This window comes from Solitalea koreensis, from assembly GCF_900182575.1.
Classification (GTDB): domain Bacteria; phylum Bacteroidota; class Bacteroidia; order Sphingobacteriales; family Sphingobacteriaceae; genus Solitalea; species Solitalea koreensis.
Map to the genome: position 1 here is coordinate 535,932 of NZ_FXSZ01000002.1, position 26,907 is coordinate 562,838.

The following is a 26,907-nucleotide window of genomic DNA, read 5'->3' on the forward strand; positions in this document are numbered from 1 at the left end:
TAGAAAACTAAAGATAGAAGAAAATTACTTTTCACTAAGGAATGCTTTTTAAGAAAGTGGTTTCACAATGATTGAAATATTAAATAAAGTACATTAATCTTTAGTATTTGTTACCATCCGTCGATTGCGGCCAGACCATTCACTCCATGAACCAACGTACAATTTGGGAATCTCCATCCCTGCATAAGCCATTGCAAGTAGCGTATGGCAAGCAGTTACTCCCGAACCGCAGTGCACTATTACATGCTCAGCCTTTTTACCCTGAAGCACTTGCGAATATTGTTCTTTAAGCACTATTGGCGTTTTGAAAAAACCATCAGCATCCAAATTACCTTGCAAAGGAATATTAATAGCTCCGGGGATATGGCCGGCAACCGAGTCAATAGGTTCTCTCAAGCCATCGAAACGGTCTTTTTCACGCACATCAATAATTAAATAATTATCATTCTGAGTTGCACGATCCACCTCATTTATGTCGGCTAATGGCAATTGCCATTGACTCGTTTCATAGACTTCTGTTTTTAAAGGAACCTCTTCTTTTGAACTAGTTGGAACACCTGTTTTAATGGCAGCATCAAAACCACCATCCAGCACCTGTACCTTTTTATGACCGATTGATTTTAACATCCACCAAAAACGGGATGCTGCATTTGCACCATTTTTATCATCGTAAATAACCACATGAGTATGCGGCGTTATACCAAGTCGTGTCAAAACCTTAGAAAATTGAATAAAATCAGGCAAAGGATGCCTTCCACCATCAGCGGGATCAGGTTTTACATTTGAGAGGTCCTTATCCAAATCAACATGTAGCGCACCATCGATATGTGCAGCGGCATATCTGTCTTTCGCATCGGCACCTGATCTTGCATCAACAATAACGATTGGTGTTGACTGCTTCAATAGCAATAGTTCTTCAGGTTTAATAATTGGAGCTTCTTCTTTCATGATACTTAGGATTGTATTTTATTAAAACAACAGGGTGTTTTGGAGAACCTTTTTACAAGTTTTTAAGCTTAATTCTTTTTTCGGAGTAACTATCATTGAGTTTTTTATGCGATTAGACTACGCTTTGCATGGTGAATTTTGATGAACGATTAGATAAATGAATTCAAAAAGTATCCTACAAATAACTCAACCAAACTGCTTTATTTCGTTTTTTAACACCTGCGAACCATCGGCAAGGGTAATACAAAATTAGAATAGCCAATATCCACATGAGATAAACCATGGGAAGTTCAAAACCATAAGGTATTTTTCCAAAACCATTAAATGGAGTGCCGATCATAAAATCAAACCTACCCAATGTTAATTGAGCAGCTATTAAGGCCAGAAAATGAACCAGGTAGATATGCGAAACATAATAAAACAAAGGAACACGGCCGTAAATGGTAAAAAAATCAACAAGAGGCCCATTGGCCTTCTCAAAAAGAGCAAGCAGCAAAATGCCTATTCCTATGGTAACATCCAGATAAAGTAAAGAAGGAGGATACTTTTCGACATTCATAAAGGAAAGGAAGCTATAAAGTCCGTTTTTTTGAACTGTCCATGGATGCGGATCACCGTAAACATTTGCAAACCTTAGTATCAAAAATGTAAGAATCATCCCGGACCCAATCCATAAAAAAGACGTTAACCGCTCATGGCTAGGTAAAGTAAAAAAATATCCGAAACAATAGCCACAAGCCATTACTGCCACCCAAGGAATAAGTGAATACAATGCGAACAAAGAATAATTTGAGCTAACCTTTATTATGTTTGGCTGATGTACAAAATTCCATATCCATGATTCGTTTCCAAACTGTTCGGCCTTAATACCGTCGAGGGCATTATGAAATAGAATAATGGACAAACCAATAACTGCAATTGCCTTAAGCGGAAGACGAACCAAAGCGGAGAGCAAAATCATTGCCCAGCCGATGACCCAAATTACCTGCGCCACCGAAAAGCCATCAGCCAAACTAAATGACCACCCAAAACGAACGATCGTAAATTCAAGAATAATCATCCATAATCCACGTGTAAACAAAAACATGGACATTTCTTTGGGGGGTTTCCCACGGTATTGCATCAGAAAAGCACCAACACCCGCCAGAAAAACAAAATTTGGTGCGCATAAGTGAGTGATCCAGCGCGTAAAATAGTAATCGGGAGTAGTTTGGGTCAAATCAAGCGGATTAAAGCGGGCGATAGAAAAATAATCGCGAACATGATCCAAAGCCATTATTACCATAATGATTCCTCGAAGTAAATCAATGGAGATAATCCGTGTTGTGCTACTTGCTATTGAAGATGCCGTAGAAAACGATTTCATAAGTAATTCATTTTAACCCGATTACTTCTATAAATTTAATAAAATCAATCTTTATTAAATCAAAAAAGCGACCCTACCGGGTCGCTTTGATAAGAAATAACTTCAATTCTTAAGATTTTGGTGATAGAGTATTGTTAATGCGATCGGCCAAATCTTGTAAATGATAACGACTCATTGGATCTGTTATAGCAGGTAATGCAGCTTTTATAGCACTACGTAAGCTTACCAACTGAGCTCTGGAAATACTTGATACATCATTGGTTGCAGGATCTACCGCCTTAGGCCCTCTCATTTGAGCCATTGAATTAGATTCGCTGGCTGGTGGGGCATCGGTAGGCAATAGTTTGCTTAAATCAGCAACATAAGCCTTTTGAAGATTTCTAGTATACACATCAATTGCCTGATGATTGTACAATGGAGCCCATATTACTTTATTAAGGTCAGCAAATAAATCGGTAGCTAAGTAAGCCTTATTACCTGCAGTTGCTTCGGCATTTACTAACTTACTTATGGTATAAGGATCAAGTAATTTTTTCAAAGCGGTTTCTTGTATTCTACCAATTGCAGTTACCATATTAGCTCCGGTTCGGCTTGAAATATCTGTATTAATCAACCATTTTGGTGTTGTAAACAATTGGGCATTTAAAAAAACAAGGGCTTCTTTTTGTGTCGCTTTTGACACCAATTCATTAACAGGACCGGCTTGTTCAACTGTTTTAGGCGTTTGATAAACTCCTCCAACATTTTTCACTACATGGCCTATATAGCGATTATATTGACCAATTAACTCAGAATACAACTCACTCAGATTAGCATAACCCTGATTTGCTTCTTTAGTCCAGGTCATTAAATTTGGTAAAATACGTTGCAGGTTTTTAATACCGTAAGCACTCGCTTTCATGGCATTATCGCCCAGATCTTCGCTTTGTGAACGAGGATCATCTGCGCTTGTTTCTGTACCGAACCAATATTTTTTATCAGTTGCCTTAGCCAATACCCACTTATTTAAAATCGGTGTTTCTTCATCTGCTGATTTAGCCTGAGGAATTAACTTATACCCCCATTCAATTGCCCATTTATCGTAAAAGTTAATACGAGGATAAAGATCGGCGCCGGTCAAACCATCTTCAGGTTGTGCTACATAGTTAAAACGTGCATAGTCCATGATCGATGCTGCATGTCCATTCTTTTTCACCCATTCTTTATCTCTTAATTTATCAACGGGATAAGCTGAACTTGATCCAAAATTATGACGAAGACCCAGTGTATGTCCAACTTCATGCGAAGACACAAACCGAATCAAATCACCCATTAACTCGTCAGAAAATTGCATTTTTCGAGCACGTGGATCATTCGGAGATGCCTGAATCAAATACCAGTTACGCAAGAGCTTCATTACATTATGGTACCAGTTAATATGACTTTCGATAATTTCACCTGAACGTGGATCATGCACATTTGGGCCGCTTGCATTTGGAATATCAGACGGTTTATACACAATTGCTGAATAACGAGCATCCTCTATTGACCATGTTGAATCTTGCTCTTTAGTAGGAGCTAATTTGGCCATAATCGCATTTTTAAAACCCGCCTGTTCAAACGCCACTTGCCAATCGTTAACACCCATAATCAGGTATTTCCTCCATTTCTCCGGCGTAGCAGGATCAATATAAAATACAATAGGTTTCTTAGGTTCTACCAGCTCACCGCGTTTGTACTTTTCAATATCTTCAGTTTTGGGTTCCAGCTTCCAGCGGGTAATCATCTGAATTTTCTTAACGCCTTGTGGATTTGCATCAAAATCAGTTACCGAAGTAGTAAAATAACCTACACGATCATCAGCATAACGAGGCTGCATTGGTTTTTCGGGGAGCAGCACTAATGAACTGTTTAACTCAACAGTTGCAAAACCAGCTTCAGCAGGTGCGCTGGAAGTACCACCCATTGAAGGTCCACCTTTTAAATAGGTTTTTACCGTTTTAATTTCTGTATTTATTGGAAATGACTTTACACTTGAGATGTATGATTTATCAGGCTGAAACATTCGTAGCTTTAAGCCCGCCTTTTTTTGCTGATCAAAGAACAGGATATCATTATCACCACTCAAATAATCAGTAAAATCAATCAAAACACCTTTATTTCTTTCTGAAAAAGCTTTGATATCAAAAGAACCTACGATAGGTTGGATATTAGAGTTCATTACCGAATGATACATATCCTGAGTGGAGTCCTTTGATACTTCTGAGTAAGAAATATTCTTCAAAAAGACTTTATTATTGGGACCAATCTCAAAACGGATTATGTTCTCATTTACCTCATCACCTGCAAAACCGTCCATTTGATTACGAATCCCAACTCCTGATTTCGAGAGCCTGCTCACTACCAAAATATCTTTCCCCATTAACTTGTAGGGTATTTCGAAATAGTACTTTTCATCCAGTTTGTAAACATTAAATAAACCAGAATCGGAAACTGCTTTTGAATTAATTAGTTCTCTGAATTTTCGAGGACTACCTTTCGGCATATTAGCCCTGGCTGAATCAACAGGTCTGCCCATCATTTGAGATCTCATTGCCGCCGTTTTGGCCGGATCTGGTTGTGTCTGCGCATTTACCGTTGGACAATAAACGCTGCTTAAAAAGCATAGTACTATCCCTGTCGTCAGTAATAGACGATTTTTTTTGTTCATGTTAATTGATTGTAAGTTGAATAATTAACTGAAAGTAAAAACTATTTTAAAACAAAATAGTTGAGTAACTAAAATGTTAGGTATGAGTAACTAAAATGTTTCAAAGGTAAAATATATCAATTCGGAATCGAATGCAGAAAGGCGCTTATGCCAGAATTACGATTATGAACCGATTATTTTAGAAACAATCGGTTCATTGTAAAAAGTATATTATCAATGTTCGCGTACCATTAACTGGCCGGCAAAATCGATTAATTGTTTCTTTCTTTCAGGAGTAACCTCAATACAATTTATATGATCCATAGCCTTTACAACAAAAGAATGCATCATATTCTCTGCCTGCTCTCTAATATTTAATTGATTATAGATGTTGGTAACGGCCTTTACTTTTTCATCAGCATCGAAAATCGGTATGTTAATCCAATGTTTAAGTTCATCTTTAGTTGAATGCTCAGCCAGTTCGATTGCTTTGATGAGTAAATAGGTTTTTTTATTAGCGATAATATCACCCCCAACTTGTTTCCCAAACTTATCTGGATCGCCAAACACGTCCAAAATATCATCTTGCAACTGGAAAGCGATTCCAAGATTTTTCCCGAATTCATATAAGTGCTGAGCCTCTGCTTCAGCAGCACCACCAATCAGGGCTCCAATTTTTAAACTTGCACCTAGCAATACCGCCGTTTTTAGGCCGATCATCTCTATGTATTGCTCAACTTCTACATTTGCATGCCCCTCAAAATTCATATCCATTTGCTGACCCTCACATACTTCTGCCGCAGTTTTATTGAAAATATCAAGAACTGTTCGCAGTAAATGATCATCAACCTGCATCATAAGTTCATATGCCTTAACCAACATTACATCTCCTGAAAGAATGGCAATATTCGGATTCCATTTTTCGTGTACCGTTTTTTTACCACGACGCAGTGGAGCATTGTCCATAATATCGTCATGCATCAAACTAAAATTATGGAATACTTCAATACCCAATGCTGCTTTTAATGCAGGTTGAACATCTTCCGAAAAAACATTACAGGCCATTAACGTTAACACCGGGCGCATACGCTTACCACCCAATGCCATTAAATAAGTAATAGGTTCGTACAACTCCCCTGGATTGCCAGGTAATGCTAACTGCTCTACCTCTGTATTTATTAAATGTTGAAGTTCTTTAATTTTCATTAATATTAGATATGATATTAGATATGCGTATTGAGATTTGAGTATTGAGACGAAATACAATCATTTATTTTATATCTCAATACACAAATCGCATATCTCAAATCCTTTTTTACGCCATTGTAAAATCAATTTGACGTTTCACTAAATTCACCGTTTTTACTCTGATTCTAACAGGATCACCCAATTGGTATTTTTTCTTTTTGCGCTGACCTATGATGCAGTAATTAGCTTCATCTAATACATAAAAATCATCGTTCATATCACGCAACCGGATCATTCCTTCGCATTTATTTTCAACGATCTCAACGTACATACCCCATTCAGTAACACCCGAAACAATGCCATCAAACTCTTCCCCAATGTTGTCTTTCAGGTATTCGGCTTGTTTGTATTTTATTGAAGCACGTTCTGCTTCTGCAGCACGTTTTTCCATTTGTGAGGAATGCTCGCATTTTTTTTCGTACTCATCAGCGTTCACGCTCTTTCCATTTGCTAAATAATGAGCTAATAACCGGTGCGTCATTACATCAGGATAGCGTCGAATTGGTGAAGTAAAGTGGGTGTAGAAGTCGAAAGCCAAACCGTAATGACTTGTTTTCTTGGTTGTATACACAGCCTTGGCCATAGATCGGATGGCAAGTGAAGTAAGCACATTTTGCTCTTTTTTACCGACAACATCATCCATTAAAAAGTTTAGCGACTTTGAAATTTCATGATGGTTTTTGGTGTTTATTTTATAACCGAAACGGGAAGCAAAAACGGCAAATTTACCTAACAATTCTTCATCAGGAGCATCATGAACACGATACACGAAAGTATAGGCATTTCGTTTAGGTCCTTTTTTAGCGATAAACTCGGCTACTTTTCTGTTAGCCAGCAACATGAAATCTTCAATGAGTTTATGCGCATCTTTCCGTTCTTTCACATACACACCGATTGGTCTGCCTTCCTCATCCAGTCGGAATTTCACTTCAGTACTTTCAAAGTTAATGGCTCCGTGTTTAAAACGCTGATCGCGTAATTTATAGGCGATTTCATTTAAGGTTTCGAGTTCTTTTGAAAACTGACCTTGTTTGGTTTCCAGTATTTCCTGCGCTTCTTCGTAAGCAAAGCGACGGTCCGAATTAATAATTGTTCTTCCAAACCATTCGGTTATTACTTGCCCTTCCTTATTCATCTCAAACACAGCAGAAAAACACAATTTATCTTCATTTGGGCGCAATGAGCATAACCCGTTCGACAAATGTTCAGGCAACATTGGAATTACACGATCAACTAAATAGACAGAGGTTCCGCGTTCCTGAGCTTCGGTATCTAAAGCAGTACCTGGTACAACATAATGCGAAACATCGGCAATGTGTACTCCAATTTCATAGTTCCCGTTTTCTAAAAACTGAAACGATATCGCATCATCAAAATCTTTGGCATCTGCAGGATCTATGGTAAATGTAGTAATCGCGCGAAAATCACGGCGTTTGCTAATCTCAGCAGGAGTAATTACATCCGAAATAGCTTGCGACTCTTCTTCTACTTTTTTAGGAAACGAAAGCGGAAAACCAAAATCAGCCAGAATAGCGTGCATTTCGGTATTGTTTTCACCAGGCATTCCCAACACATGAGTAATTTCCCCAATTGGATTTTTTGCTCCTTCCGGCCAATTGGTTATTCTCCCAATGGCTTTCATGCCATCTTGTACATTGTTCAATCCTTCGGTGGGAATGAAAATATCATGCAGCATTTTACGATCATCAGGAATCAGGAATCCGAATTTTCCCGTTATTTTAACCAATCCTGTAAATTCTGACTTTGCACGCTCGATAATCTCAACTACTTCCCCTTCCTTTTGCTTGCCGTTAGGACGCGCATAAACGAATATTTTCACCGTATCCCCATGCAAAGCATTTCGCAATTTACGAGGAGCAATGTATATATCACGTTCAGATTCAGGTGAAATTACGTAAGCTGAACCGGAAGCAGCCATATCGACCTTTCCAATGATATATGTTTTAAGGTCTTTAGCTATGAATTTACCGGGAGAAACTTCTTTTACAGTACCGTTTCTAACCTCATCTTTTAAAACTTGAAGAATTATTTGGCGCGATTCATCATCGGCAATATTCAACTTCCCACTAATCTGTTTATAATTAAGCGCTTGGTTACTGTGTTGTGAAAGAACGTTCATCACCAACTGGGTAAATACTTGACGAAGCCCTTTAAGTGAGTTTTTCTTTTTTGACATGAAGCGAAGATAAGGATTTGGCAGTCGTAGCGCAATGAATGATTGATTGAATGACAGAATGAAAGAAAATAGTGAAGTTTCAAGCAACTAATGTGAAAGAATACTGTGAGTATCCTACTTAAAGCATTCAAAATTAACTCCAGAAAACTATCAAAAAGTGCTCTCAAACAAAGGGCCGTACCCAACATAAAGCCTAAAACAGCCCCTAAACCTGAATGAAAATCAAAATCAGTCGACAGTCTGGAGTGTACAGTCCTGAGTAAAAAGTTAATAGTCTTAAAACATCTTTTAAACTCGGGACTTAAAGACTCCAGACTAAGACCTTATTCATTCTCCATTAATTCTTTGATGTATTTGACAGGAGCGCTTCCATAACTTAAAAATTTCTCATTGAATTTTTTAAGATCAAACTTGTCGCCAAGTTTCATTTTCTGTTCTTCTCTAAAGTTATAAATCTCAGTGAAACCGGTAAAGTATGAAGTTAATTGCACCTGCGTAACGCTAACGCGTTTCCATTTCTCTTCGACTTCAGTTTGTTGCTGAAAAGCCTCATTGGTTAAAAATTTGATAGCATCTTCTTTCTCCATGCCCTTAACATGAACATTGTAATCAAGTAAGGTATTGCATAAGGTGCGTAAATGCCATTTATAATACATTAGCCACATTTCAGGTTCATTGTTACCATAACCGGCTTCAAGCATCATACGTTCGGCATAAACTGCCCACCCTTCCATCATGGCGCCATTTCCAAAAACCGATTTAATAATACTTGGTGATTGGTTGGCGTATACTAATTGAGTATAGTGACCCGGAATAGCTTCGTGGATATTTAAAATCTGAAGAATATAATTGTTGTATTCGCGCAGGTAACTCTCGGCGGCTTTTTTTGAATAACCCGCTAAACTTCCTACGTTGTAATACGTGTTCCCATTCTTATCATATGGACCCGGTGCAGAAATAGATGCGCCAGCTACACCTGCCATATAAGCCGGTTCTTTTCTTACCACCAATGGTTTGGAAGGATCTAGATAAAGTAGATCTTTTTGCTTAACGAAAGCCGCTAATTGAGGAATTTGCTTTTCAATCGCAGTTTGAAAATCTTCAGGTTTAACATGATTGACCGATAGAGTATCAATCATTGTTTTGATTAATTCCAATGTATCAGAAGGCATTGGATTATTCTTAAAGTATTTAGGCCAGAGCTGCTTGCTGAGTTTAGCCATTTCCGCATGGATTTCGGATTTGCGTTTTAAAGCAATATCATAAATTTCAGCCGCTGTATAACTTGATTGGATCTCATACAAAAACTTCTTCTCGTATAAATCTTTACCTAAACGAAAGCTCCGAGGGTTCGGATTGCTCATACTTCTTAACCAGGCTGCATAATTGTGCATTGCTCTGGCCGATTGTCGGGCCCGTTCTGCCATTTTGCTTTTCTCGGTTGCCGGCAATGAAGAACTTTTCAAGGAATCAATAAAATCCTTCTCAAAAACCGATGCTCCACCATTATTTTGATTAATTGCTAATGCTGTATGCTCTTTCGTTGGATTTTTAATTGTTTTTTTTGCTGCCTCATAATAAGCTGGCACTTTGGCCATCTTTAAATAGAAATTTTTAAGACGAACATCCAAGGGAGCATACTTCTCATTTAGAATGATGGCAAAAGACTCCCCAACGTTGTAGACCGACGGATCCCATTCCTGGGGCTTTAAAATTCTTAAGACCCATTGTCCATATTTCAGCTGATTATCGATCAATTCATAGTCGATTTTATTTGCATCTGAAAGTTGATCAATATTGAAATTATGCAATGAATCCAAACTAGCAGCTGCAAAATCCAACCGCATTTTCTGGTAAGTAGAATCTGGAACATATAAAACACTGTCGTAATTATGATAGCCAACTCTGGTTGCAAAATCCGGATTGATTTTCCATAAATTAACAATAAAGCGATCTTTAAAAGAGGTGAAAGGCACATCAAGCTCACCGGTTTTATGACTGTTTTTACAGGAACAAAAAGAAATGCCTCCTAAAAAAAGCATTAACAATCTTTTCATATTGGTTTTAAATTTATTACCCTAAGATATAAAAGAGTTATTCATAAGCAATATGCAGGAGGTAAGAAAGACTCCCAAATCTATTTCACTAACACTTTACCCTTAGGAATTGCAGCAATGAGTCGTTTGGTATATTCCTGCTGAGGATCGTTATAAATTTGATCCGGATCTCCCATTTCTTCGATTTTGCCTTTATTCATGACTACCATTCGGTCAGAAATGAATTTCACCACTGAAAGATCATGAGAAATAAAGATATAGGTAAGATTAAATTCTTCGCGCAGCTCAATTAAAAGATTAAGTACTTGTGCCTGTACAGAAACATCTAAGGCAGAAACCGATTCGTCACAAATAATAAATTTGGGTGCTAAAGCCAAAGCACGGGCAATACAAATACGCTGACGCTGCCCGCCTGAAAATTCATGAGGATAACGGTTAAAATGCTCTTCTTTCAAATTTACACGACGCAATAATTCCATCACACGATCACGACGCTCTTTATCAGAATTGAATACTTTATGAACCTGCATCGGTTCCATGATCGCATTTCCAATAGTAATCCGCGGATTTAATGAAGAATAAGGATCTTGAAAAATGATTTGAACATCACGTCGAAGAGCACGCATTTGATCTGATGCTAATTGCCGCAAATCGTTGCCCTCAAACAAAATTTTACCTTCTGTAGGTTCTATTAAGCGCAAAATACTACGCCCCAACGTTGTTTTACCACAACCCGACTCTCCTACTAAACCCATCGTTTCGCCTGGATAAACATCAAAGGAGATATCATCAACGGCTTTTACATAATCTGTTACTTTTGAAAAAATGCCCTTTTTAATCGGAAACCAGGTTTTCAAATTCTGTAAACTCAACAAGGGCAGTTGCTGATACAGCTGTTCTTTGCGTTTGACTTTTTCGCTTTCTCCAAAACCCAATTCTTTTCTTAAAGAATGAACCGTATTTCCGGTTTCAATGATTCTACCCTCTTCATCAACTTGCATGAAATCAGCAACAGTTGGTAGTTTTTTAAGATGCAAATTGGCTGCGGGACGGCATGCTAACAAGCCCTTGGTATAGGGGTGTTTAGGATTTTCAAATATCACATCAGCTGTTCCTTGCTCCATTACATCTCCTTTATACATCACCACAACATGGTCAGCAACTTCAGCAACAACACCTAAGTCGTGCGAAATGAAAATCATACTCATGTTACGTTCTTCTTTGAGCTTTAATAAAAGATCAAGAATCGTTTTTTGAACGGTTACGTCAAGGGCGGTAGTTGGTTCATCAGCAATCAGTAATTGAGGATTGCAGGATAAAGCCATTGCGATCATCACACGTTGCTTTTGACCACCGGAAATTTGATGAGGGTATGAATCGAATATGTTTTCAGGACGTGGCAATTGAACTTCTTTAAATAGTTCAATGGTTCTGTTTTTTGCTGTTTCTTTGTCGACCTGCTGATGTAAACGGATAGCCTCTGCAACCTGATCACCACAAGTATAAACAGGATTTAGGGAAGTCATGGGTTCCTGGAAAATCATGGCAATTTTATTACCACGATAAGAACGCATTTCTTCTTCCGATAATTTTAACAGATCTATGGTTTTGTCATTCTCTGTAAATAAAATCTCTCCTTCATTAACTCCATTTGATTTAGCAATTAGTCCCATTACTGAAAGGGAAGTCACCGATTTCCCGGAGCCGGATTCTCCTACAATACCTATGGTTTCCCCTTTACGAATATGAAAGCTAGTGTTTTTAACCGCTGTTACCCAACCATCTTCAGTTTTAAAACGAGTGCTTAGATTTTTTACTTCGAGAATATTATGCGACATAGGCTGCAAAATAACCATTTTTCTCAAATGTAAAGCAACAGAAAGGCACTTAAACCCTTACGATTTGCTCATCAGTAATCAGTGGTAAACCTTTGAAACGAAGAACTAATTGAACAAGAGTGAGCACATCTTTTTCACAATATGTTTTGATTCGCTCAACATCTTTGTCTTTCCAATAAACACTGGCAACCTGGCTTCCGTTTATATCATCTTTCGGGGTAGGAATATTAAACACCGCCGCCAGCAGATTAAGAGAAGTGTAGTGTTTATGATCACCAAATTTCCAGAGTTCAAGCGTATCCAAATGATTTATTTCCCATGGTTTTTTACCACTATTATCGAGCACTTTAGGAAGTTTTATAGCATTAATCAGCATTCGGCGAGAAAGATAAGGGAAGTCAAATTCACGGCCGTTATGCGCACAAAGCAGGGTGTCGCTTTTAAGTTTTTCAAGCACTTGAGCAAAATCATTGAGTAGAACTGCTTCATCGAAACCGTAAAATGACTTCATTTTAAGAGTTTTCCCTCCTTCCTGATCTTCTGTAATTTTCCCGATTGAAATGCAAATCACCTTACCAAATTCAGCAAAAATTCCGGCACGTTCATAACACTCCTCCGGACTCTGATCTTCTTTTCGAAAGTATTTCGACTTATGCTCCCAAAGCTCCTGAAAGGTCGGATTTAACTGGGCAAAAGTAGCAGTTTGAGGAACGGTTTCTATATCCAAGAAAAGAACATTGGAAAGATTGATTTGATCAAGCATGATGACAAAAATTGGAAATGAAATTTATGAAATATAAATGATTATCAATTAAATAATTTATAATTCAACATCTTCAATCTATACCTTAAAATTAATCCTAAAATTTTACAAAACTGATTCTCAATAGATTGATTTAGATATTTACCCCTACAACTGTAATGTTTAGAAATCGGCATTGTCTATCAGAGTCTACAGTTGTAGCAATCAGTTTTCTTGATCACACCATATAATAACAAAACTTATTGAATACATTAAATAATCGGGTAAACAATAAAAATGTGTACCCATTCGAATTTCTTTTCATTGAGATCAGTTTTTCAGCTTAGCAAAAATTAAAAAGCGAACCATTGCATTAGCAGCATCTAAATCAAACATTCAAAAGTTGATTGCTTTAAAAAATTATGGCTAACATATTGTACATAAACTGCTTGTCTATTTATGTCAATTTATTATTAATCTATCTTAACAAATCTCTTATGAAATCCAAATTCACTTCTCAATGTCTTATTATTGGATGTTTATTAGGTCTGATAAGCTGCCAAGTATCTGTAAAAAGGACAATTAATAATGAAACTTTCAGAAATAAAGCGATTGCCGAAAAAATTTTTGCCGCTTTTGATTTAGGCGATCCTGATGCGCTTGACAACCTGATAGCAAAAAATGCTATTGATCATTCCAAGCCAGAAGAAATAAAAAGCAATGGACTACAAGCCTCCAAAGAGCTCTGCAAAATGCAAAAATTTATGTACTCCAAAATGAAAAGTACAATTAATAAGATCATAGCAGAAGGAGACATGGTAGCCGTTTATTTCACCTCAAAAGCTACTGACAATACCGGGGAGGAAATAAAGACAGATGGTGTTGATATTATTAAGTTTAAGGATGGAAAAGCAATTGAACATTGGGCATTTACGATAATGTGAAATAAGAATTGACACAAAACCATTTCTAAGATAAGTACCCGCTTATTAAAAGTACGTCTGCATTCTGTTTATAAAAGTGGTTAAATATTGTGTAAATTTAATATACATCTACTTTAATAATCAATCTGTTATGAAAGCGATTACAGAACTCTTGTTCATCGGATTAACGGTTTTGCTAACCAATTGCAACAAATCAACTACTTCTAAAGAAAGCATGAACAATGAGGAATTGATTACCAGAGGAAAATACTTGGTTACTATCGGTTCATGCAACATGTGTCATTCACCTAAAACTCCAACCTTCAATGGTTTGTCAGTCGATTCAAATCGTTTATTATCGGGACACCCAGAAGGCGCTGAGCTTTCAAAACTCAATATTAAACTTGATTCATCAGCCACTAAGGCTGGTAATTGGACACTTGCAAGTCTTGACATGACCAGCTTTGCAGGGCCTTGGGGAATTTCGTATACAGCAAACCTCACTCCGGATACTACTACCGGAATTGGCGCTTGGACGGAAGAAGTTTTTATTGCAACCCTTAGAACCGGAAAACATTTAGGACAAGCAGGCGGCCGACAGGTATTGCCACCGATGCCGTGGAATTATGTAAACCAAATGACTGATGATGATTTAAAAGCGGTCTATGCTTACCTAAGATCATTACCTCCTATCCAAAACCAAGTACCGGGCCCTGTTCCACCAGATGAAGTAAGTAAGAAACTTACCAATCCATAGAATTATAAAGATTTGTACAGCTTAGCATCTATCTATGACCACTTCTACCAAATGACAAACAAGGCTACAAAAAGAGCCTCAAAACACTAAAACCCTAAATAAAAACGTATGAAAAAACAGCAGTTCAGATTGCTTATCCCTTTCCTATTAATAGGAATTATAAGCGCATTGACTTATTGCACAAATAACCAGCAAAAAAAAGAGGAAAGTATGGATCCTTCAAAAGAACAATTAGTTGAAAGAGGCAAATACCTGGTAACCATTTCAAGTTGTAACGATTGTCATTCACCCAAAATAATGACTCCACAAGGGCCAATAGACGACACTACCAAATTACTATCTGGACATCCTATAGGCAGTAAACTCCCCCAGCTAGGCCCTAAAGCAACCGACCCTACAGCTTGGATACAGATGACTCAGGATGGAACTGCCTTCATAGGTCCATGGGGTATTTCTTATGCAGCTAATCTAACTCCTGATGAAACAACAGGATTAGGCGCCTGGACTGAAGAAGTATTTATCAAAACGCTTAGAACAGGGAAACACTTGGGACTACAAGAAGGCCGGCAAATACTTCCACCTATGCCATGGTATAACATAAATAAAATGACCGACGATGATCTGAAAGCTGTTTATGCTTATCTTCATTCGCTGCCGCCCATTACAAATCAAGTTCCTAACCCTGTTTCTCCAGAAGATGTTGCTAAAATGGTAACCCAATAACTTTAATGGTCTAAACCTTTGACTACTAAAAAAGCGAATTGAGTTTAGGCTCAATTCGCTTTTTTAGTAGTAGCAAGGTTATCTTATCAAATTTAGTTTTTTAAACCAATTTGAGTATTTGCATTAATCATTTCGTTCATTACCTGAACGGTTTCGCCTAAATAGTGATCAATTTTATAGATTTTCAATAATTGCTCGTTCCTATCGGCGCTGATCTTATTGTTTATCAATTTAGCTTCGTCAGTTTTCAGATTTAAAACATCAAGAAAAGGTTTTTCATCTTTCAGTTTATTAACCTTATCCCATTCTTTAAAATCAGCCTCTCGTTTAGATTTAAATGCTTGCAGATTTAAAGAGAAGACCTTGTTATCCTTCTGCTTTTTTAATAAGGAGATCTTTTGTTCCATTAAATTAAAAGCAGAATCAACAGCAATTCTTTTCGCAGAGTTTTTGCGAATCACATCCAAGTTTAATGGTTTATTCCAAGTGCTGTAGGTTGAGCTGGTAATTTCATCCCAATTTAATACAGACGGTTCATTTTTCTCAGCTACATCAAAAAATTGATCCTTTATGATAATATCAGGTGTAACTCCTTTTTGCTGCGTTGAACTACCATTAATACGATAAAATTTCTGAATGGTTAATTTGACAGCTCCAAGATCTTTATCTTGGAGTTGAGGTAGAAATCTATTCACATCAAACATACGCTGAACGGTCCCTTTTCCATATGTACTTGGACTACCAATGATAATCGCTCTTTTATAATCTTGCATTGCCGCTGCTAAAATTTCAGAAGCTGAAGCACTGCCTTCATTTACCATTATGGCTAATGGACCGTCATAAGCCACGTCAGGATTGGTATCTGATAATACTTGTACTTTCCCATCACGAGAACGAACCTGAACAACAGGACCTTCAGGAATAAATAATCCAGCTATGTTAACCACATCCTTTAAGGAACCTCCCCCATTTGAACGCAAATCAATAACAATACCTTCTACCTTTTCTGCTTTAAGCTTTTCAACTTCTTGGGCTACATCATAAGCACTACTTCCTGGCCCATTAGGATTTTTTGTATTAATATAAAACTCAGGTAATACAATCATACCTATTTTATGTGCCCCATTAATTATATAAGAGTGTGCAAAAGTACCTTCCTGTTTCAATTCATCACGAATCAGAGAAACTGTTTTAATAGTACCATCAAGCTGCTTAACTGTAAAAATCGCAGTGCTGCCTTTAACTCCACGTGTAAGTTTTATAATTTCATTAATACTGAAATCAGCAACGTCTATCATTTCCTGCTCTTTTGATCCTACCCGCAAAATGACATCGCCAGCTTTTAACCCACCTTGCTTCCATGCCGGACCACCAGGTACTACGCCATCGACTTTCACATAGTCTTCTTCCTGCTTTAATAAAAGACCGACACCACAATATGTACCCGACATACCTTCATTCCAACCACGTTGTGAAATTGGCGACATATATGCAGAATGTGGGTCCATTGTCGTTGTAATAGTATTTGCGAATATTTCGAATCGAGCCTTTTCGTTCAAATTGTTGTTTAAGTTAACAAAATATTTATCGTATTTCTTTTTAACCTTAGCAATAGCCTTTGCCTGTAATTCTGTATCCGTTTCTTTAGCGATTGGATCATCGGCTTTTGCTTTTTTCCGAGAATCCATTAACTCCGAAATTTTTATTAGCGTACTGTATTTTAATGATTGTTTCCATTTTTTTGCAATATCTGCTGCAGAGGCGGCATAATTAACTTTACTGTAATCAAGTTGAATGCTATCGTTGTTGTTAAAAGTAAATTTCTTACCAATAACTTTTAAATAGATCTGCTTAGATTGAGCCATACGAATATCAAAAATAGAATCCGTTTCATTAAGAAATCCTAATGGCTTATTTCCGATAATTTCATCATCCACCTCCAACTCATATTTCTTTAGGTAGTCAATATCTGTTTGAAGAAAAAATTTCCTTTCCCCATCTAATTTTTCCAAGTAATTCCAGAATAGTTTTTTAGAAAAATTATCGTCAATCTTTTGCGGATCATAATGCATAACTTTAATCATCTTGCCAACAATCGATACGATCAACTTTTCGTCTTGAGGTTTCTCATTAGGAGTATCGAAAGCCATTAAACTTCCGGCAACACCTGCAATTAAGAAAGGGGAAATAAATCTGAATTTCATTCTATGCACTATAATATTGAGTGATAACTGGTTTGAATTTGGTAAAAATAATTTTATTAATATTTCCCTGACAACTTAACAGGTAACATTCGTATTACTATGCAAAAAAATTATTACGGAGTAATAAGGTTGTAAAAAAATCATGTAATAACTAAGAAGTTGGAAATTTCTTTAAACATTGGAAAATACTATAAGAAAAACGTTAATGCTCACCAGTATTATTTTCATCGTTAAAAAAAATACATTAAGCTAACTAACCTCTATTTAATCATTACTCCCGGCTTATTGATAATCGGAATTTTAATAAGATTCTCATCCACAATACTATCCGGCACGAAAATAAATTTCTTATCGTACAGCACGTCATCCTGATAATAGCTCAGCCAATATTCATTGTTCAATCCAAATACCTGTTCATCGATTAGTTCAATCATCGCAAAGTCACCCGCTGGAACTTTTCCTATAGAATGACGTAACAGTGATGTTTTAACATTTTGCCCATTCAAATGACCGTAACCGCGGGAACTTACCAATACGGTTTCAATATCCTTATCTTTTAGGTTAACCAAGTAAACCGTCCAGGTCCGGTTGGTTGACGACTCCTCTTCAAGAACCACAACAATGGCAACATCTTGTACTATATTTTCAGGAAGATCTTTTTTCATATTAAAATTTGATATAAGATTTGAGATAGGAGACAAATTTCATTTAATGGTGCTCTACGCTTTCACAATATGCATAACTCATATCTCAATACTAATCTATTTCTTTTTTGCTGGAGCCTTTTTGGCCGGTACTTTAGCTTTAGCGGCTACTTTCTTAGCCGGCATTTTTTTCTTTGTCCCTGCTTTTTCCGCTGCAGCATCTTTTTCAGCTAATTCCTTACACATTTCATAGGTAAGCTCAGTTGGTTCAGTTCCCTTTGGAATTTTAACATTTTGCTTTCCAAATGCTATATACGGTCCCCAACGACCATTTAAAATCTTCACTTCCTCATCTTCTGCAAAGGTCTTTACGATTTTATTTGCATCCTTTTCGCGTTTTTCAAGAATGATTTCTATAGCTCTCGCTTCAGAAACCGTGTGAGGGTCATCCTCTTTTGGCAATGAATAAAAGGCATTATTATGACGGATATATGGTCCAAAGCGACCAATTGCAACGGTCATTTCTTTTTCTTCAAACGCTCCAACTTTTTTAGGCAGTTTAAAAAGTTCTAATGCTTCCTCAAGCGTAATGGTTTCAATCATTTGGCCTGATCTTAAGCTGGCATAGCGCGGCTTATTTTCATCATCATTATCGCCAATCTGCACGAAAGGACCATAACGACCGATACGAACTGAAATCTTTTTACCAGTTTCCGGATCATTTCCCAATTCACGCTCACCGGTTGCCCGTTCAGCGGTTTCAAGAGTTTCTTTCACCCCTTCATGGAACGGATTGTAAAAAGAACGAATCATTTCAGTCCATTCTTTCATTCCATGAGCAATTTCGTCGAACTCTTTTTCTACTGAGGCAGTAAAACTATAATCAACAATATTTTTAAAGTGCAACACCAAAAAATCGTTTACTACAGCTCCAATATCACTTGGAAATAATTTAGATTTTTCAGCTCCTGTGGTTTCGGTTGCTTTGGCTGCAGTTACACTCTTATCTTTTAAGGTAAATACACGGTAATCTCTTGGCTTACCTTCACGATCTTCTTTGATCACATAACCACGTTTTTGAATAGTAGAAATGGTTGGTGCGTAGGTTGATGGACGACCAATTCCAAGTTCCTCTAACTTCTTCACCAAACTGGCTTCAGTATAACGTGCTGAAGGACGGGTAAAACGTTCGGCTGCTGTCATTTCTTGAAGATTAAGCAGCTGGCCTTGAGTTAACGGAGGCAACAGGGATGAATTCTCATCGCCATTGATTTCCTCCTCCTCCTCCTCATCGTGCGACTCAAAGTAAACCTTTAAAAAACCGTCAAACTTCAATACTTCACCTTGAGCTTGTAACTCCTCTTTACGGGTTGAAACACCGATTTTCACATTCGTACGTTCAAAGGCAGCATCACTCATTTGTGAAGCGATGGCTCTTTTCCAAATCAGTTCGTATAAACGGCGCTCGGCAGCTTCTCCTTCAATGGTATGATCTTCAAAATACGTAGGACGAATTGCTTCGTGAGCTTCCTGAGCTCCAGCCGATTTGGTTTTATATTTTCTCAGGTGATGATAATTATCGCCGTATGCCTTACGAATTTCCTTCTCTGCAGATGAAAGTGCCGTATCCGACAAATTCACCGAGTCAGTACGCATATAAGTAATCTTACCGGCTTCATACAGTCGTTGTGCAACTTGCATCGTACGACTTACGGAAAAACCTAATTTACGAGATGCTTCCTGTTGTAAAGTTGAAGTAGTGAATGGTGCTGAAGGAGTTCGTTTGGCTGGTTTTACTTCTAAACTGTTTACATTGAAATTGGCCTCAACACAATCTTTTAGAAATTTTTCAGCTTCTTCTGCAGTTTTGAAACGTTCAGGAAGTTCGGCTTTAAGATTTGCTTTTTTACCGTCTGTAGAAAACAATGCAGTAATCTTAAACTGAGCTACTGCCTTAAACTGATTGATTTCACGTTCGCGCTCTACTATTAAACGCACTGCAACTGATTGCACGCGCCCTGCCGACAATGAAGGTTTAACCTTTTTCCAAAGTATAGGCGAAAGCTCAAAACCTACCAACCGATCAAGTACGCGGCGTGCCTGTTGAGCATGAACTAATCCATAATCAATAGCTCTGGGATTTTCTATTGCATTTAAAATAGCAGGCTTGGTAATTTCATGAAAAACAATACGCTTGGTTTTATCCTCTTTCAAGTTTAAAGTTTCCAAAAGGTGCCAAGAAATTGCTTCCCCCTCACGGTCCTCATCGGATGCGAGCCATACCATTTCGGCTTCTTTTGCTAATTTCTTTAATTCAGATACGATGGCTTTTTTATCGGCAGGAACTTCATACTTCTGTTCAAAGTTGTTTTTCACGTCGATAGCGTCATCGCCTTTTGCAAGATCACGAATATGACCAAAGCTCGATTTCACAAGAAAGTCATTCCCCAGGTATCCTTCAATGGTCTTCGCTTTTGCAGGCGACTCAACGATTAGTAAATTTTTAGCCATAGATAAAACGGTATTTTCCGCAAATAAAGGAATAAAACGTTTCAACTACAAGGAATAAAAAAATTGTATGGTTTTACGATCTATCCTATAGAAACTTGACGTTCATTGGTATTCAACCCAAAAACAACTAGTAAGTTTTGAAATTATCCAATTGTTTTCCAATTATTTAGCTAACACAAAACACCTACCATTTTTATAAGCACTAATAAAAGTACTTATCTCCTCAACGACTTTTCAGAAAAGCTCATAGTTGTTCTTACTTTTGCATTTCTACCCGGATCGTAAATTTTGGTTACCACCAATTCAAGCCCAAACCCTAAACCTTCTGATCTTAAATTTTCATCCCTAATGAATTCTTCACCCTTTCACGGTTGGGTTTAGATACAGGTATTTTTGTTTCATCTTTCAACAACAGCGTTCCTCCATCTTCCTTCAGCCAGCTTTTTATAAAACGACCATTTACCAAATGTGATTGATGCGAACGGATGAAACCATATGTCGCCAGGAGTTCATTACATTCCTTTAATGTTCGACAAACTAATATGCACTCACCGGAAGAAAGGAAAAAGCTGGTATAAGTATTACTTCCCTCACAACGGATGATCTCATCGATTTCAACGTAGATCGTTTCATTTTGAAGCGGAAGCGCAATGCGTTTAGTTCTTTTGACGGTATCATTTTTCAGTAAATCGATCAAATATTCGAGCTGGGTATTCCGTTTCTTCTGTTTTAAAACTTGATCAGCGCGATGAACTGCCTTTTTCAGTTCCTCGATGTCAATAGGCTTGAGAAGGTAATCCAAAGCAGCGAATTTTACGGCCTGAATACCATATTGATCAAAAGCTGTAACAAAAATGATTTCGAAATCTATACCATCCAACTCTTTTAATAAATCCAAACCGCTTTTTCCTGGCATTTGGATATCGAGAAATACTAAATCGGGTTTGTGCTGATAAATGGCCAATTTGCCAGAGTCTGCATTTTCACATACTGCAGCAATTTGAACCTCCTCACAATACGTTTTTATCAAAAAAGAAAGGTTTTCCCTATTATTTAGTTCGTCGTCAATGATAATTGCCTTCATTTAAGCCCAATCTTTAAGTGTTACTTTTACCAGCGTTCCGTTTACATTGGAAGAAATATTCAAGAAAACAGGCGCATCGGCGTGCAGTTTATTTAATAGTTCGATTCGGTCTTTACACAACTTAATTCCCATAGAGGTTCCATTGATTTGTTTTTCATCGAAACCGGCACCATTATCTTTCACTGTTAGAATAACATCTTCGGCTTCTTTACCAATTGAAATGGCAACCATGCCTTCCGCACCTTTCGAGGCTATCCCATGTTTAATTGCATTTTCGACGAAAGGCTGCAAAAGCATTGTCGGTATTTCTATATTGATCACATCTAATGTTGGATCGGCTTTAATTTCATATTGAAAACCAAATCGCAACTGTTCCATTTTTAAATAAGAATTAAGCATTTTCAGCTCTTCTTCAACACTGATCAATTCTTCCTTATTGCTCAACACTTGTCTGGTTAAAGTAGAAAAAGTGGTCAGGTATTCATTGGCTTTGCTGAGATTGTTCTGATTGACCAGGTTTTGAATGGAACTTAATGCGTTAAAGATAAAATGCGGGTTGAGTTGAGAGTGAATGGCTTTAAGTTCAAGCAAAACTTTTTCCTTGTTTTGCTTTTCAACAGCCAGCTTTAATTTATTTCGACGGAAAAGCAACCAAATTATTAACCCTATACCCGTCAAGACCATCAATATTAGTATTAACTCCCCAGTACTTAAACTTAGGACTCTTTTTGAGTTAGCCGGAGGAAATACCTCAAATGAGAAGGCGGTACTTTTTTCAAAAAAACGTTTCCCATCAATAAATTCAGGAACAACTAAAGCAGTATATTTTCCAGACTCGCGAATATATTTTTTATCAATAATATAAAGTGGTTCATTGCGCTCCGTTTGAATCTTAACTGTATCTAACTTTTTTCCATCCTCATGAATTAAATACAGAAAATAGTTATAAGTATCAGTTAATGAATACACTTCTGCCTTTATGACCTGAATCCGATTTGAATAATTAAAGCCAATTAGTTTACCCCTTGCGTCCCTTTTAACTTGATCATACTCTTTAATATCAGGTTTGTTATTATACCCCTGCTTATATATTTCAATGAATTCTGATTTTTTTCCATCAACGTCCTCTCGAAGTAAAAATGCATTTATATATAATGGCTTTTTGATTGGTGTATTATTAATGACAAATTCCTCTTTGTTATAATAATTATCCTTTTGTTCAATTTGAATTCTTAACTCTGAATTCTTGAAGTTGAAATTTCCTAAATAAGCATATTCAAGTCCAGTTTTGGTTTTTCTGAATTTATTAACAGACAGCCACCCACCTGAAATGATTTCATCATTTTTAATTACACGGTAATGAAACTTTTCAGCATTTTTTGAATTAATGAGCGTAGCAATGACGTCTATATTCGCATCACAATCAACCCAGAAATAATCAATTGTATTAGTTGAAGCGGAAATAGAATTACTTTTAAACCGATCAAGCGGGTCATTATTTTTAAACATCAATCCTGCACATTTTCTACCAGAAAGTAATTCATAACCTTCTCGATCCAATTCAGTATCAAATGCGTTTTTTAGATATTGCATGCCTAAGTTATCCTTGATTTTACTTTGGGCAAAACATGTTGCAGCGAATAGAAGTGTAATAATGAATGTTAAAATATATCGTTTCATTGTTTTTCAATTTTGTTTAGACAAATACACATCTCTTGTGGCATTTGCACAATGATGAAGCAGTATCTAAACCAAATGAAATAGATTTGGTGAAGGTAAACTTAGAATTTAAAAAAGAAAAGAATAGTTAATAACCATATTTTTCTCCCCAACGGTTTTTCAGAAATTGTCTTATTTGCTCTTCTTTCGCATTTTTCCCCGGATCGTAAATTTTGGTTTCGGATAATTCATCCGGAAGAAATTCCTGATTCACAAAATTATTTTCGTAATCATGAGCATACTGGTAATCTTTTCCGTAGTTCAATTCCTTCATTAATTTCGTTGGCGCATTACGCAAATGCAAGGGAACAGGCAAATCACCGGTTTGCTTCACTAATTGTTGTGCTGTTCCGATGGCCATGTAAGAAGTGTTACTTTTAGGAGAAGTAGCCAAATACACCGCGCACTGGCTAAGTATAATACGGCTTTCAGGATAACCGATAGCCTGTACTGCCTGAAAGGCATTGGTGGCAATTACTAAAGCAGTTGGATTTGCATTTCCGATATCTTCAGAAGCGGATATCAATAACCTACGGGCAATAAATTTTAAATCTTCACCACCTTCAATCATTCTGGCTAACCAATAAACGGCACCATTGGGGTCACTTCCTCGAATTGATTTGATAAAGGCAGAAATAATATCATAATGCTGCTCGCCCGATTTATCATAGAAAGCTCCATTTTTTTGAGCCATTCCGGCCACCAGTTCATTAGTGATTACAATTTCATCATTCCCTAAACCATTAACCACCAATTCAAGTGTATTTAACAGCTTACGTCCATCACCACCAGAAATGCGGATCAAGGCATCGGTTTCTTTTATTTCGATTTGTTTTCTAGAGAGAAATTCATCTGTTTTCAACGCACGATCTAGCAATTGGTCAAGATCAGCTTTTGTAAAATGATTTAATACATATACCTGGCAACGAGAAAGCAATGCAGGAATTACTTCGAAACTGGGATTTTCAGTTGTAGCGCCTATTAAGGTAACTAAACCTTTCTCAACGGCACCGAGTAGAGAATCTTGTTGGGATTTACTGAAGCGATGAATTTCATCAATAAAAAGAATAGGACGTTGCGCGAACATCCCCCTGCTTTTTGATGCATTATCGATCACCTCTCGAACATCCTTAACGCCAGAGTTGATTGCGCTGAGTTGATAGAATGGTCGTTTAGCGGAATTAGCAATAATTAATGCTAAGGTAGTTTTGCCTGTACCAGGAGGCCCCCAAAAGATCATAGATGGAATGGAATCCATCTGAATCATTTTGCGTAAAACTCCACCCTCACCTACTAAATGCGGCTGACTGATATAATCATCGAGGGTTTTAGGGCGCAGGCGTTCGGCTAAAGGTTGCATTGTTTTACTTTTATATTTGAAGGGATAAAATTACTAAAATAGTTAGCCGAATCAATTCAAGACAACCTTTCTTTAGTTTAATAAATTTTCTTATTAAGCTTAAATAATTTTAAATGCTATGGACTGTTAATCTTTCATTTGAAATGTCTGATTGCAGGCTAAACCTGAATCACACCAACGCTAAACTGCTTTTCAATGGGCGCATGGTTAGCGGCTTCAATTCCTCTTGAAATTACTTTACGGGTTTCCAATGGATCAATAATACCGTCAACCCACAAATGGGCGGCAGCATAGTATGGAGTAGTCTGACTATCGTAGCGATCTGTAATTTCCTTCAATAACTCTGCTTCTTTCTCAGGCGTGATTACTTCTCCCTTGGCTTTAAGTGAGGCTTCCTGAATTTGCAATAAGGTTTTAGCAGCTTGCGAGCCACCCATGACGGCGATTTTAGCTGTTGGCCAGGCAAAGATTAAACGCGGATCATAGGCTTTACCACACATGGCGTAATTTCCAGCTCCGTATGAATTTCCGATTACGATGGTGAATTTCGGAACTACTGAATTAGCCACCGCACTTACCATCTTAGCGCCATCTTTGATAATACCACCCTGCTCTGAACGAGATCCTACCATAAAACCAGTTACATCTTGCAGAAAAACCAAAGGAATCTTCTTTTGATTGCAGTTCATGATAAAACGAGCTGCTTTATCGGCCGAATCGGAATAGATTACTCCGCCAAATTGCATTTCACCTTTCTTCGATTTAACTACTTTACGTTGATTGGCTACAATACCAACCGCCCACCCGTCAATACGAGCCAAACCGCAAATTATGGATTGTCCATAAAGATCTTTATAGGGTTCAAATTCGGAATTATCAACCAGGCGGTCAATAATCTCCATCATGTCATAAGGTTTATCGCGGTTCTCGGGGAGAAGGCCATAAATCTCTTTTTCATCTTTTGCAGGTTGCGCAGATTGCTCCCGACTAAAGCCAGCTTTGGGACTTTCACCCAGTTTGCTCATGATATTTTTTATACGATCAAGGCAATCTTTATCGTCTTTGCACTTATAATCGGTAACGCCTGATATTTCACAATGAGTAGTGGCACCTCCTAATGTTTCATTATCAATATCTTCACCAATAGCCGATTTAACCAAATATGAACCTGCCAAAAAAACAGAGCCTGTTCCTTCCACAATCATTGCTTCGTCACTCATAATAGGCAAATATGCCCCACCGGCTACGCATGATCCCATGATGGCCGAAATTTGAACAATACCCATCGACGACATGATGGCGTTATTTCTGAAAATGCGACCAAAATGCTCTTTATCAGGGAATATTTCATCCTGCATGGGGAGAAAAACGCCGGCACTATCAACTAAATAAATAATTGGAATTTTATTCTCCATCGCAATTTCTTGTGCACGGAGGTTTTTTTTGGCTGTTATAGGAAACCACGCTCCTGCTTTCACAGTAGCATCATTGGCAACAATTACGCACAAACGCTCTGACACATAACCTAACCCTGTTATTACACCCGCCGATGGGCAACCGCCTTGTTCTTTATACATGCCGTCGGCCACAAAAGCTCCAATTTCCATGAAATCAGTTCCTTGATCAATAAGATAGTCAACGCGCTCACGAGCTAACATTTTACCCTTCTCCTTTTGCTTTGCTGCAGCTTTTTCTCCCCCTCCGGCATATATTACTCTTAACCGACGCTTAAACGTATCAACCAACTGTTTATTTATATCTTCATTACGATTGAATTCCAAAGAGTTGTCAGGCATAAATTCCAAAATTGAATGGTGACAATAAAAATATGATTTTTAACCAAAGCCATTAAGACAATGTGTTAATTTATTGTATATTTTATTTCCTATTAAAAAAACTAAAACAAACTATTAGATTT

Annotated in this window: 18 protein-coding genes; 3 read left to right on the top strand and 15 right to left on the bottom strand. The window is 37.4% G+C overall.

The window, feature by feature from the left end; translation table 11 throughout:
- Positions 1 to 93: 93 nt before the first annotated feature.
- The 8 genes from FN756_RS05385 to FN756_RS05420 form a co-directional block, all read right to left on the bottom strand.
- Entirely contained in the window at positions 94 to 948 is an 855-nt protein-coding gene (locus tag FN756_RS05385) for a sulfurtransferase (protein ID WP_142602118.1), read from the bottom strand.
- Positions 949 to 1,123: 175 nt separating this feature from the next.
- Complete coding sequence (locus FN756_RS05390; protein ID WP_142602120.1) at positions 1,124 to 2,314, bottom strand: DUF1624 domain-containing protein; 1,191 nt, start codon at positions 2,312 to 2,314, stop codon at positions 1,124 to 1,126.
- 109 nt (positions 2,315 to 2,423) lie between these two features.
- Positions 2,424 to 5,003 carry a zinc-dependent metalloprotease gene (locus tag FN756_RS05395; protein WP_246085428.1) on the bottom strand — a complete coding sequence of 860 codons (2,580 nt, stop codon included), beginning with the start codon at positions 5,001 to 5,003 and terminating at the stop codon, positions 2,424 to 2,426.
- Positions 5,004 to 5,216: 213 nt separating this feature from the next.
- Positions 5,217 to 6,188, bottom strand: coding sequence for a polyprenyl synthetase family protein (locus FN756_RS05400; RefSeq protein WP_142602122.1), 972 nt, complete (start codon positions 6,186 to 6,188; stop codon positions 5,217 to 5,219).
- Positions 6,189 to 6,297: 109 nt separating this feature from the next.
- Positions 6,298 to 8,427: a ribonuclease R gene (gene rnr / locus FN756_RS05405; RefSeq protein ID WP_142602123.1), complete on the bottom strand. Its 2,130-nt coding sequence runs from the start codon at positions 8,425 to 8,427 to the stop codon at positions 6,298 to 6,300.
- 323 nt (positions 8,428 to 8,750) lie between these two features.
- Entirely contained in the window at positions 8,751 to 10,484 is a 1,734-nt protein-coding gene (locus FN756_RS05410) for a DUF885 domain-containing protein (RefSeq protein ID WP_142602125.1), read from the bottom strand.
- An 80-nt stretch (positions 10,485 to 10,564) separates the two neighbouring features.
- Positions 10,565 to 12,322, bottom strand: coding sequence for an ABC transporter ATP-binding protein (locus tag FN756_RS05415; protein ID WP_142602127.1), 1,758 nt, complete (start codon positions 12,320 to 12,322; stop codon positions 10,565 to 10,567).
- A gap of 49 nt (positions 12,323 to 12,371) precedes the next feature.
- Entirely contained in the window at positions 12,372 to 13,085 is a 714-nt protein-coding gene (locus FN756_RS05420; protein ID WP_142602129.1) for a 3'-5' exonuclease, read from the bottom strand.
- A 476-nt stretch (positions 13,086 to 13,561) separates the two neighbouring features.
- On the opposite strand from FN756_RS05420, the gene FN756_RS05425 reads away from it, so the two are divergent.
- The 3 genes from FN756_RS05425 (at position 13,562) to FN756_RS05435 (ending at position 15,467) form a co-directional block, all read left to right on the top strand.
- Positions 13,562 to 14,008, top strand: coding sequence for a nuclear transport factor 2 family protein (locus FN756_RS05425; RefSeq protein WP_185955186.1), 447 nt, complete (start codon positions 13,562 to 13,564; stop codon positions 14,006 to 14,008).
- 130 nt (positions 14,009 to 14,138) lie between these two features.
- Entirely contained in the window at positions 14,139 to 14,744 is a 606-nt protein-coding gene (locus FN756_RS05430) for a c-type cytochrome (RefSeq protein ID WP_142602132.1), read from the top strand.
- A 108-nt stretch (positions 14,745 to 14,852) separates the two neighbouring features.
- Positions 14,853 to 15,467 (top strand): c-type cytochrome, encoded by a 615-nt coding sequence (locus FN756_RS05435; RefSeq protein ID WP_246085429.1) that lies wholly within the window; start codon positions 14,853 to 14,855, stop codon positions 15,465 to 15,467.
- A 92-nt stretch (positions 15,468 to 15,559) separates the two neighbouring features.
- Here the strand turns inward: FN756_RS05435 and FN756_RS05440 are convergent, their stop codons facing one another.
- The 7 genes from FN756_RS05440 to FN756_RS05470 all read right to left on the bottom strand — a co-directional run bounded on the left by FN756_RS05440 (position 15,560) and on the right by FN756_RS05470 (position 26,785).
- On the bottom strand, positions 15,560 to 17,671 hold the full coding sequence (locus FN756_RS05440; protein WP_142602134.1) for a carboxy terminal-processing peptidase: 2,112 nt from the start codon (positions 17,669 to 17,671) through the stop codon (positions 15,560 to 15,562).
- A 260-nt stretch (positions 17,672 to 17,931) separates the two neighbouring features.
- On the bottom strand, positions 17,932 to 18,336 hold the full coding sequence (locus FN756_RS05445; RefSeq protein WP_142602136.1) for a hypothetical protein: 405 nt from the start codon (positions 18,334 to 18,336) through the stop codon (positions 17,932 to 17,934).
- 96 nt (positions 18,337 to 18,432) lie between these two features.
- The gene (topA, locus tag FN756_RS05450; protein WP_142602138.1) at positions 18,433 to 20,826 is read right to left on the bottom strand and encodes a type I DNA topoisomerase; all 2,394 of its coding nucleotides are present in this window, start codon (positions 20,824 to 20,826) and stop codon (positions 18,433 to 18,435) included.
- A 331-nt stretch (positions 20,827 to 21,157) separates the two neighbouring features.
- Positions 21,158 to 21,910, bottom strand: a complete 753-nt coding sequence (locus FN756_RS05455; protein ID WP_142602139.1) for a LytR/AlgR family response regulator transcription factor — start codon at positions 21,908 to 21,910, stop codon at positions 21,158 to 21,160.
- On the bottom strand, positions 21,911 to 23,590 hold the full coding sequence (locus tag FN756_RS05460; RefSeq protein WP_142602141.1) for a sensor histidine kinase: 1,680 nt from the start codon (positions 23,588 to 23,590) through the stop codon (positions 21,911 to 21,913).
- Between the two features lie 127 nt (positions 23,591 to 23,717).
- The gene (locus FN756_RS05465) at positions 23,718 to 24,989 is read right to left on the bottom strand and encodes a replication-associated recombination protein A (RefSeq protein WP_142602143.1); all 1,272 of its coding nucleotides are present in this window, start codon (positions 24,987 to 24,989) and stop codon (positions 23,718 to 23,720) included.
- Between the two features lie 158 nt (positions 24,990 to 25,147).
- Positions 25,148 to 26,785, bottom strand: a complete 1,638-nt coding sequence (locus FN756_RS05470) for an acyl-CoA carboxylase subunit beta (RefSeq protein ID WP_142602145.1) — start codon at positions 26,783 to 26,785, stop codon at positions 25,148 to 25,150.
- Positions 26,786 to 26,907: the final 122 nt, after the last annotated feature.

Coding starts and splice junctions, on each gene's coding strand:
- FN756_RS05385 (WP_142602118.1), bottom strand. CDS start 948: ATGAAAGAAGAAGCTCCAATTATTAAACCTGAAGAACTATTGCTATTG.
- FN756_RS05390 (WP_142602120.1), bottom strand. CDS start 2,314: ATGAAATCGTTTTCTACGGCATCTTCAATAGCAAGTAGCACAACACGG.
- FN756_RS05395 (WP_246085428.1), bottom strand. CDS start 5,003: ATGAACAAAAAAAATCGTCTATTACTGACGACAGGGATAGTACTATGC.
- FN756_RS05400 (WP_142602122.1), bottom strand. CDS start 6,188: ATGAAAATTAAAGAACTTCAACATTTAATAAATACAGAGGTAGAGCAG.
- rnr (WP_142602123.1), bottom strand. CDS start 8,427: ATGTCAAAAAAGAAAAACTCACTTAAAGGGCTTCGTCAAGTATTTACC.
- FN756_RS05410 (WP_142602125.1), bottom strand. CDS start 10,484: ATGAAAAGATTGTTAATGCTTTTTTTAGGAGGCATTTCTTTTTGTTCC.
- FN756_RS05415 (WP_142602127.1), bottom strand. CDS start 12,322: ATGTCGCATAATATTCTCGAAGTAAAAAATCTAAGCACTCGTTTTAAA.
- FN756_RS05420 (WP_142602129.1), bottom strand. CDS start 13,085: ATGCTTGATCAAATCAATCTTTCCAATGTTCTTTTCTTGGATATAGAA.
- FN756_RS05425 (WP_185955186.1), top strand. CDS start 13,562: ATGAAATCCAAATTCACTTCTCAATGTCTTATTATTGGATGTTTATTA.
- FN756_RS05430 (WP_142602132.1), top strand. CDS start 14,139: ATGAAAGCGATTACAGAACTCTTGTTCATCGGATTAACGGTTTTGCTA.
- FN756_RS05435 (WP_246085429.1), top strand. CDS start 14,853: ATGAAAAAACAGCAGTTCAGATTGCTTATCCCTTTCCTATTAATAGGA.
- FN756_RS05440 (WP_142602134.1), bottom strand. CDS start 17,671: ATGAAATTCAGATTTATTTCCCCTTTCTTAATTGCAGGTGTTGCCGGA.
- FN756_RS05445 (WP_142602136.1), bottom strand. CDS start 18,336: ATGAAAAAAGATCTTCCTGAAAATATAGTACAAGATGTTGCCATTGTT.
- topA (WP_142602138.1), bottom strand. CDS start 20,826: ATGGCTAAAAATTTACTAATCGTTGAGTCGCCTGCAAAAGCGAAGACC.
- FN756_RS05455 (WP_142602139.1), bottom strand. CDS start 21,910: ATGAAGGCAATTATCATTGACGACGAACTAAATAATAGGGAAAACCTT.
- FN756_RS05460 (WP_142602141.1), bottom strand. CDS start 23,590: ATGAAACGATATATTTTAACATTCATTATTACACTTCTATTCGCTGCA.
- FN756_RS05465 (WP_142602143.1), bottom strand. CDS start 24,989: ATGCAACCTTTAGCCGAACGCCTGCGCCCTAAAACCCTCGATGATTAT.
- FN756_RS05470 (WP_142602145.1), bottom strand. CDS start 26,785: ATGCCTGACAACTCTTTGGAATTCAATCGTAATGAAGATATAAATAAA.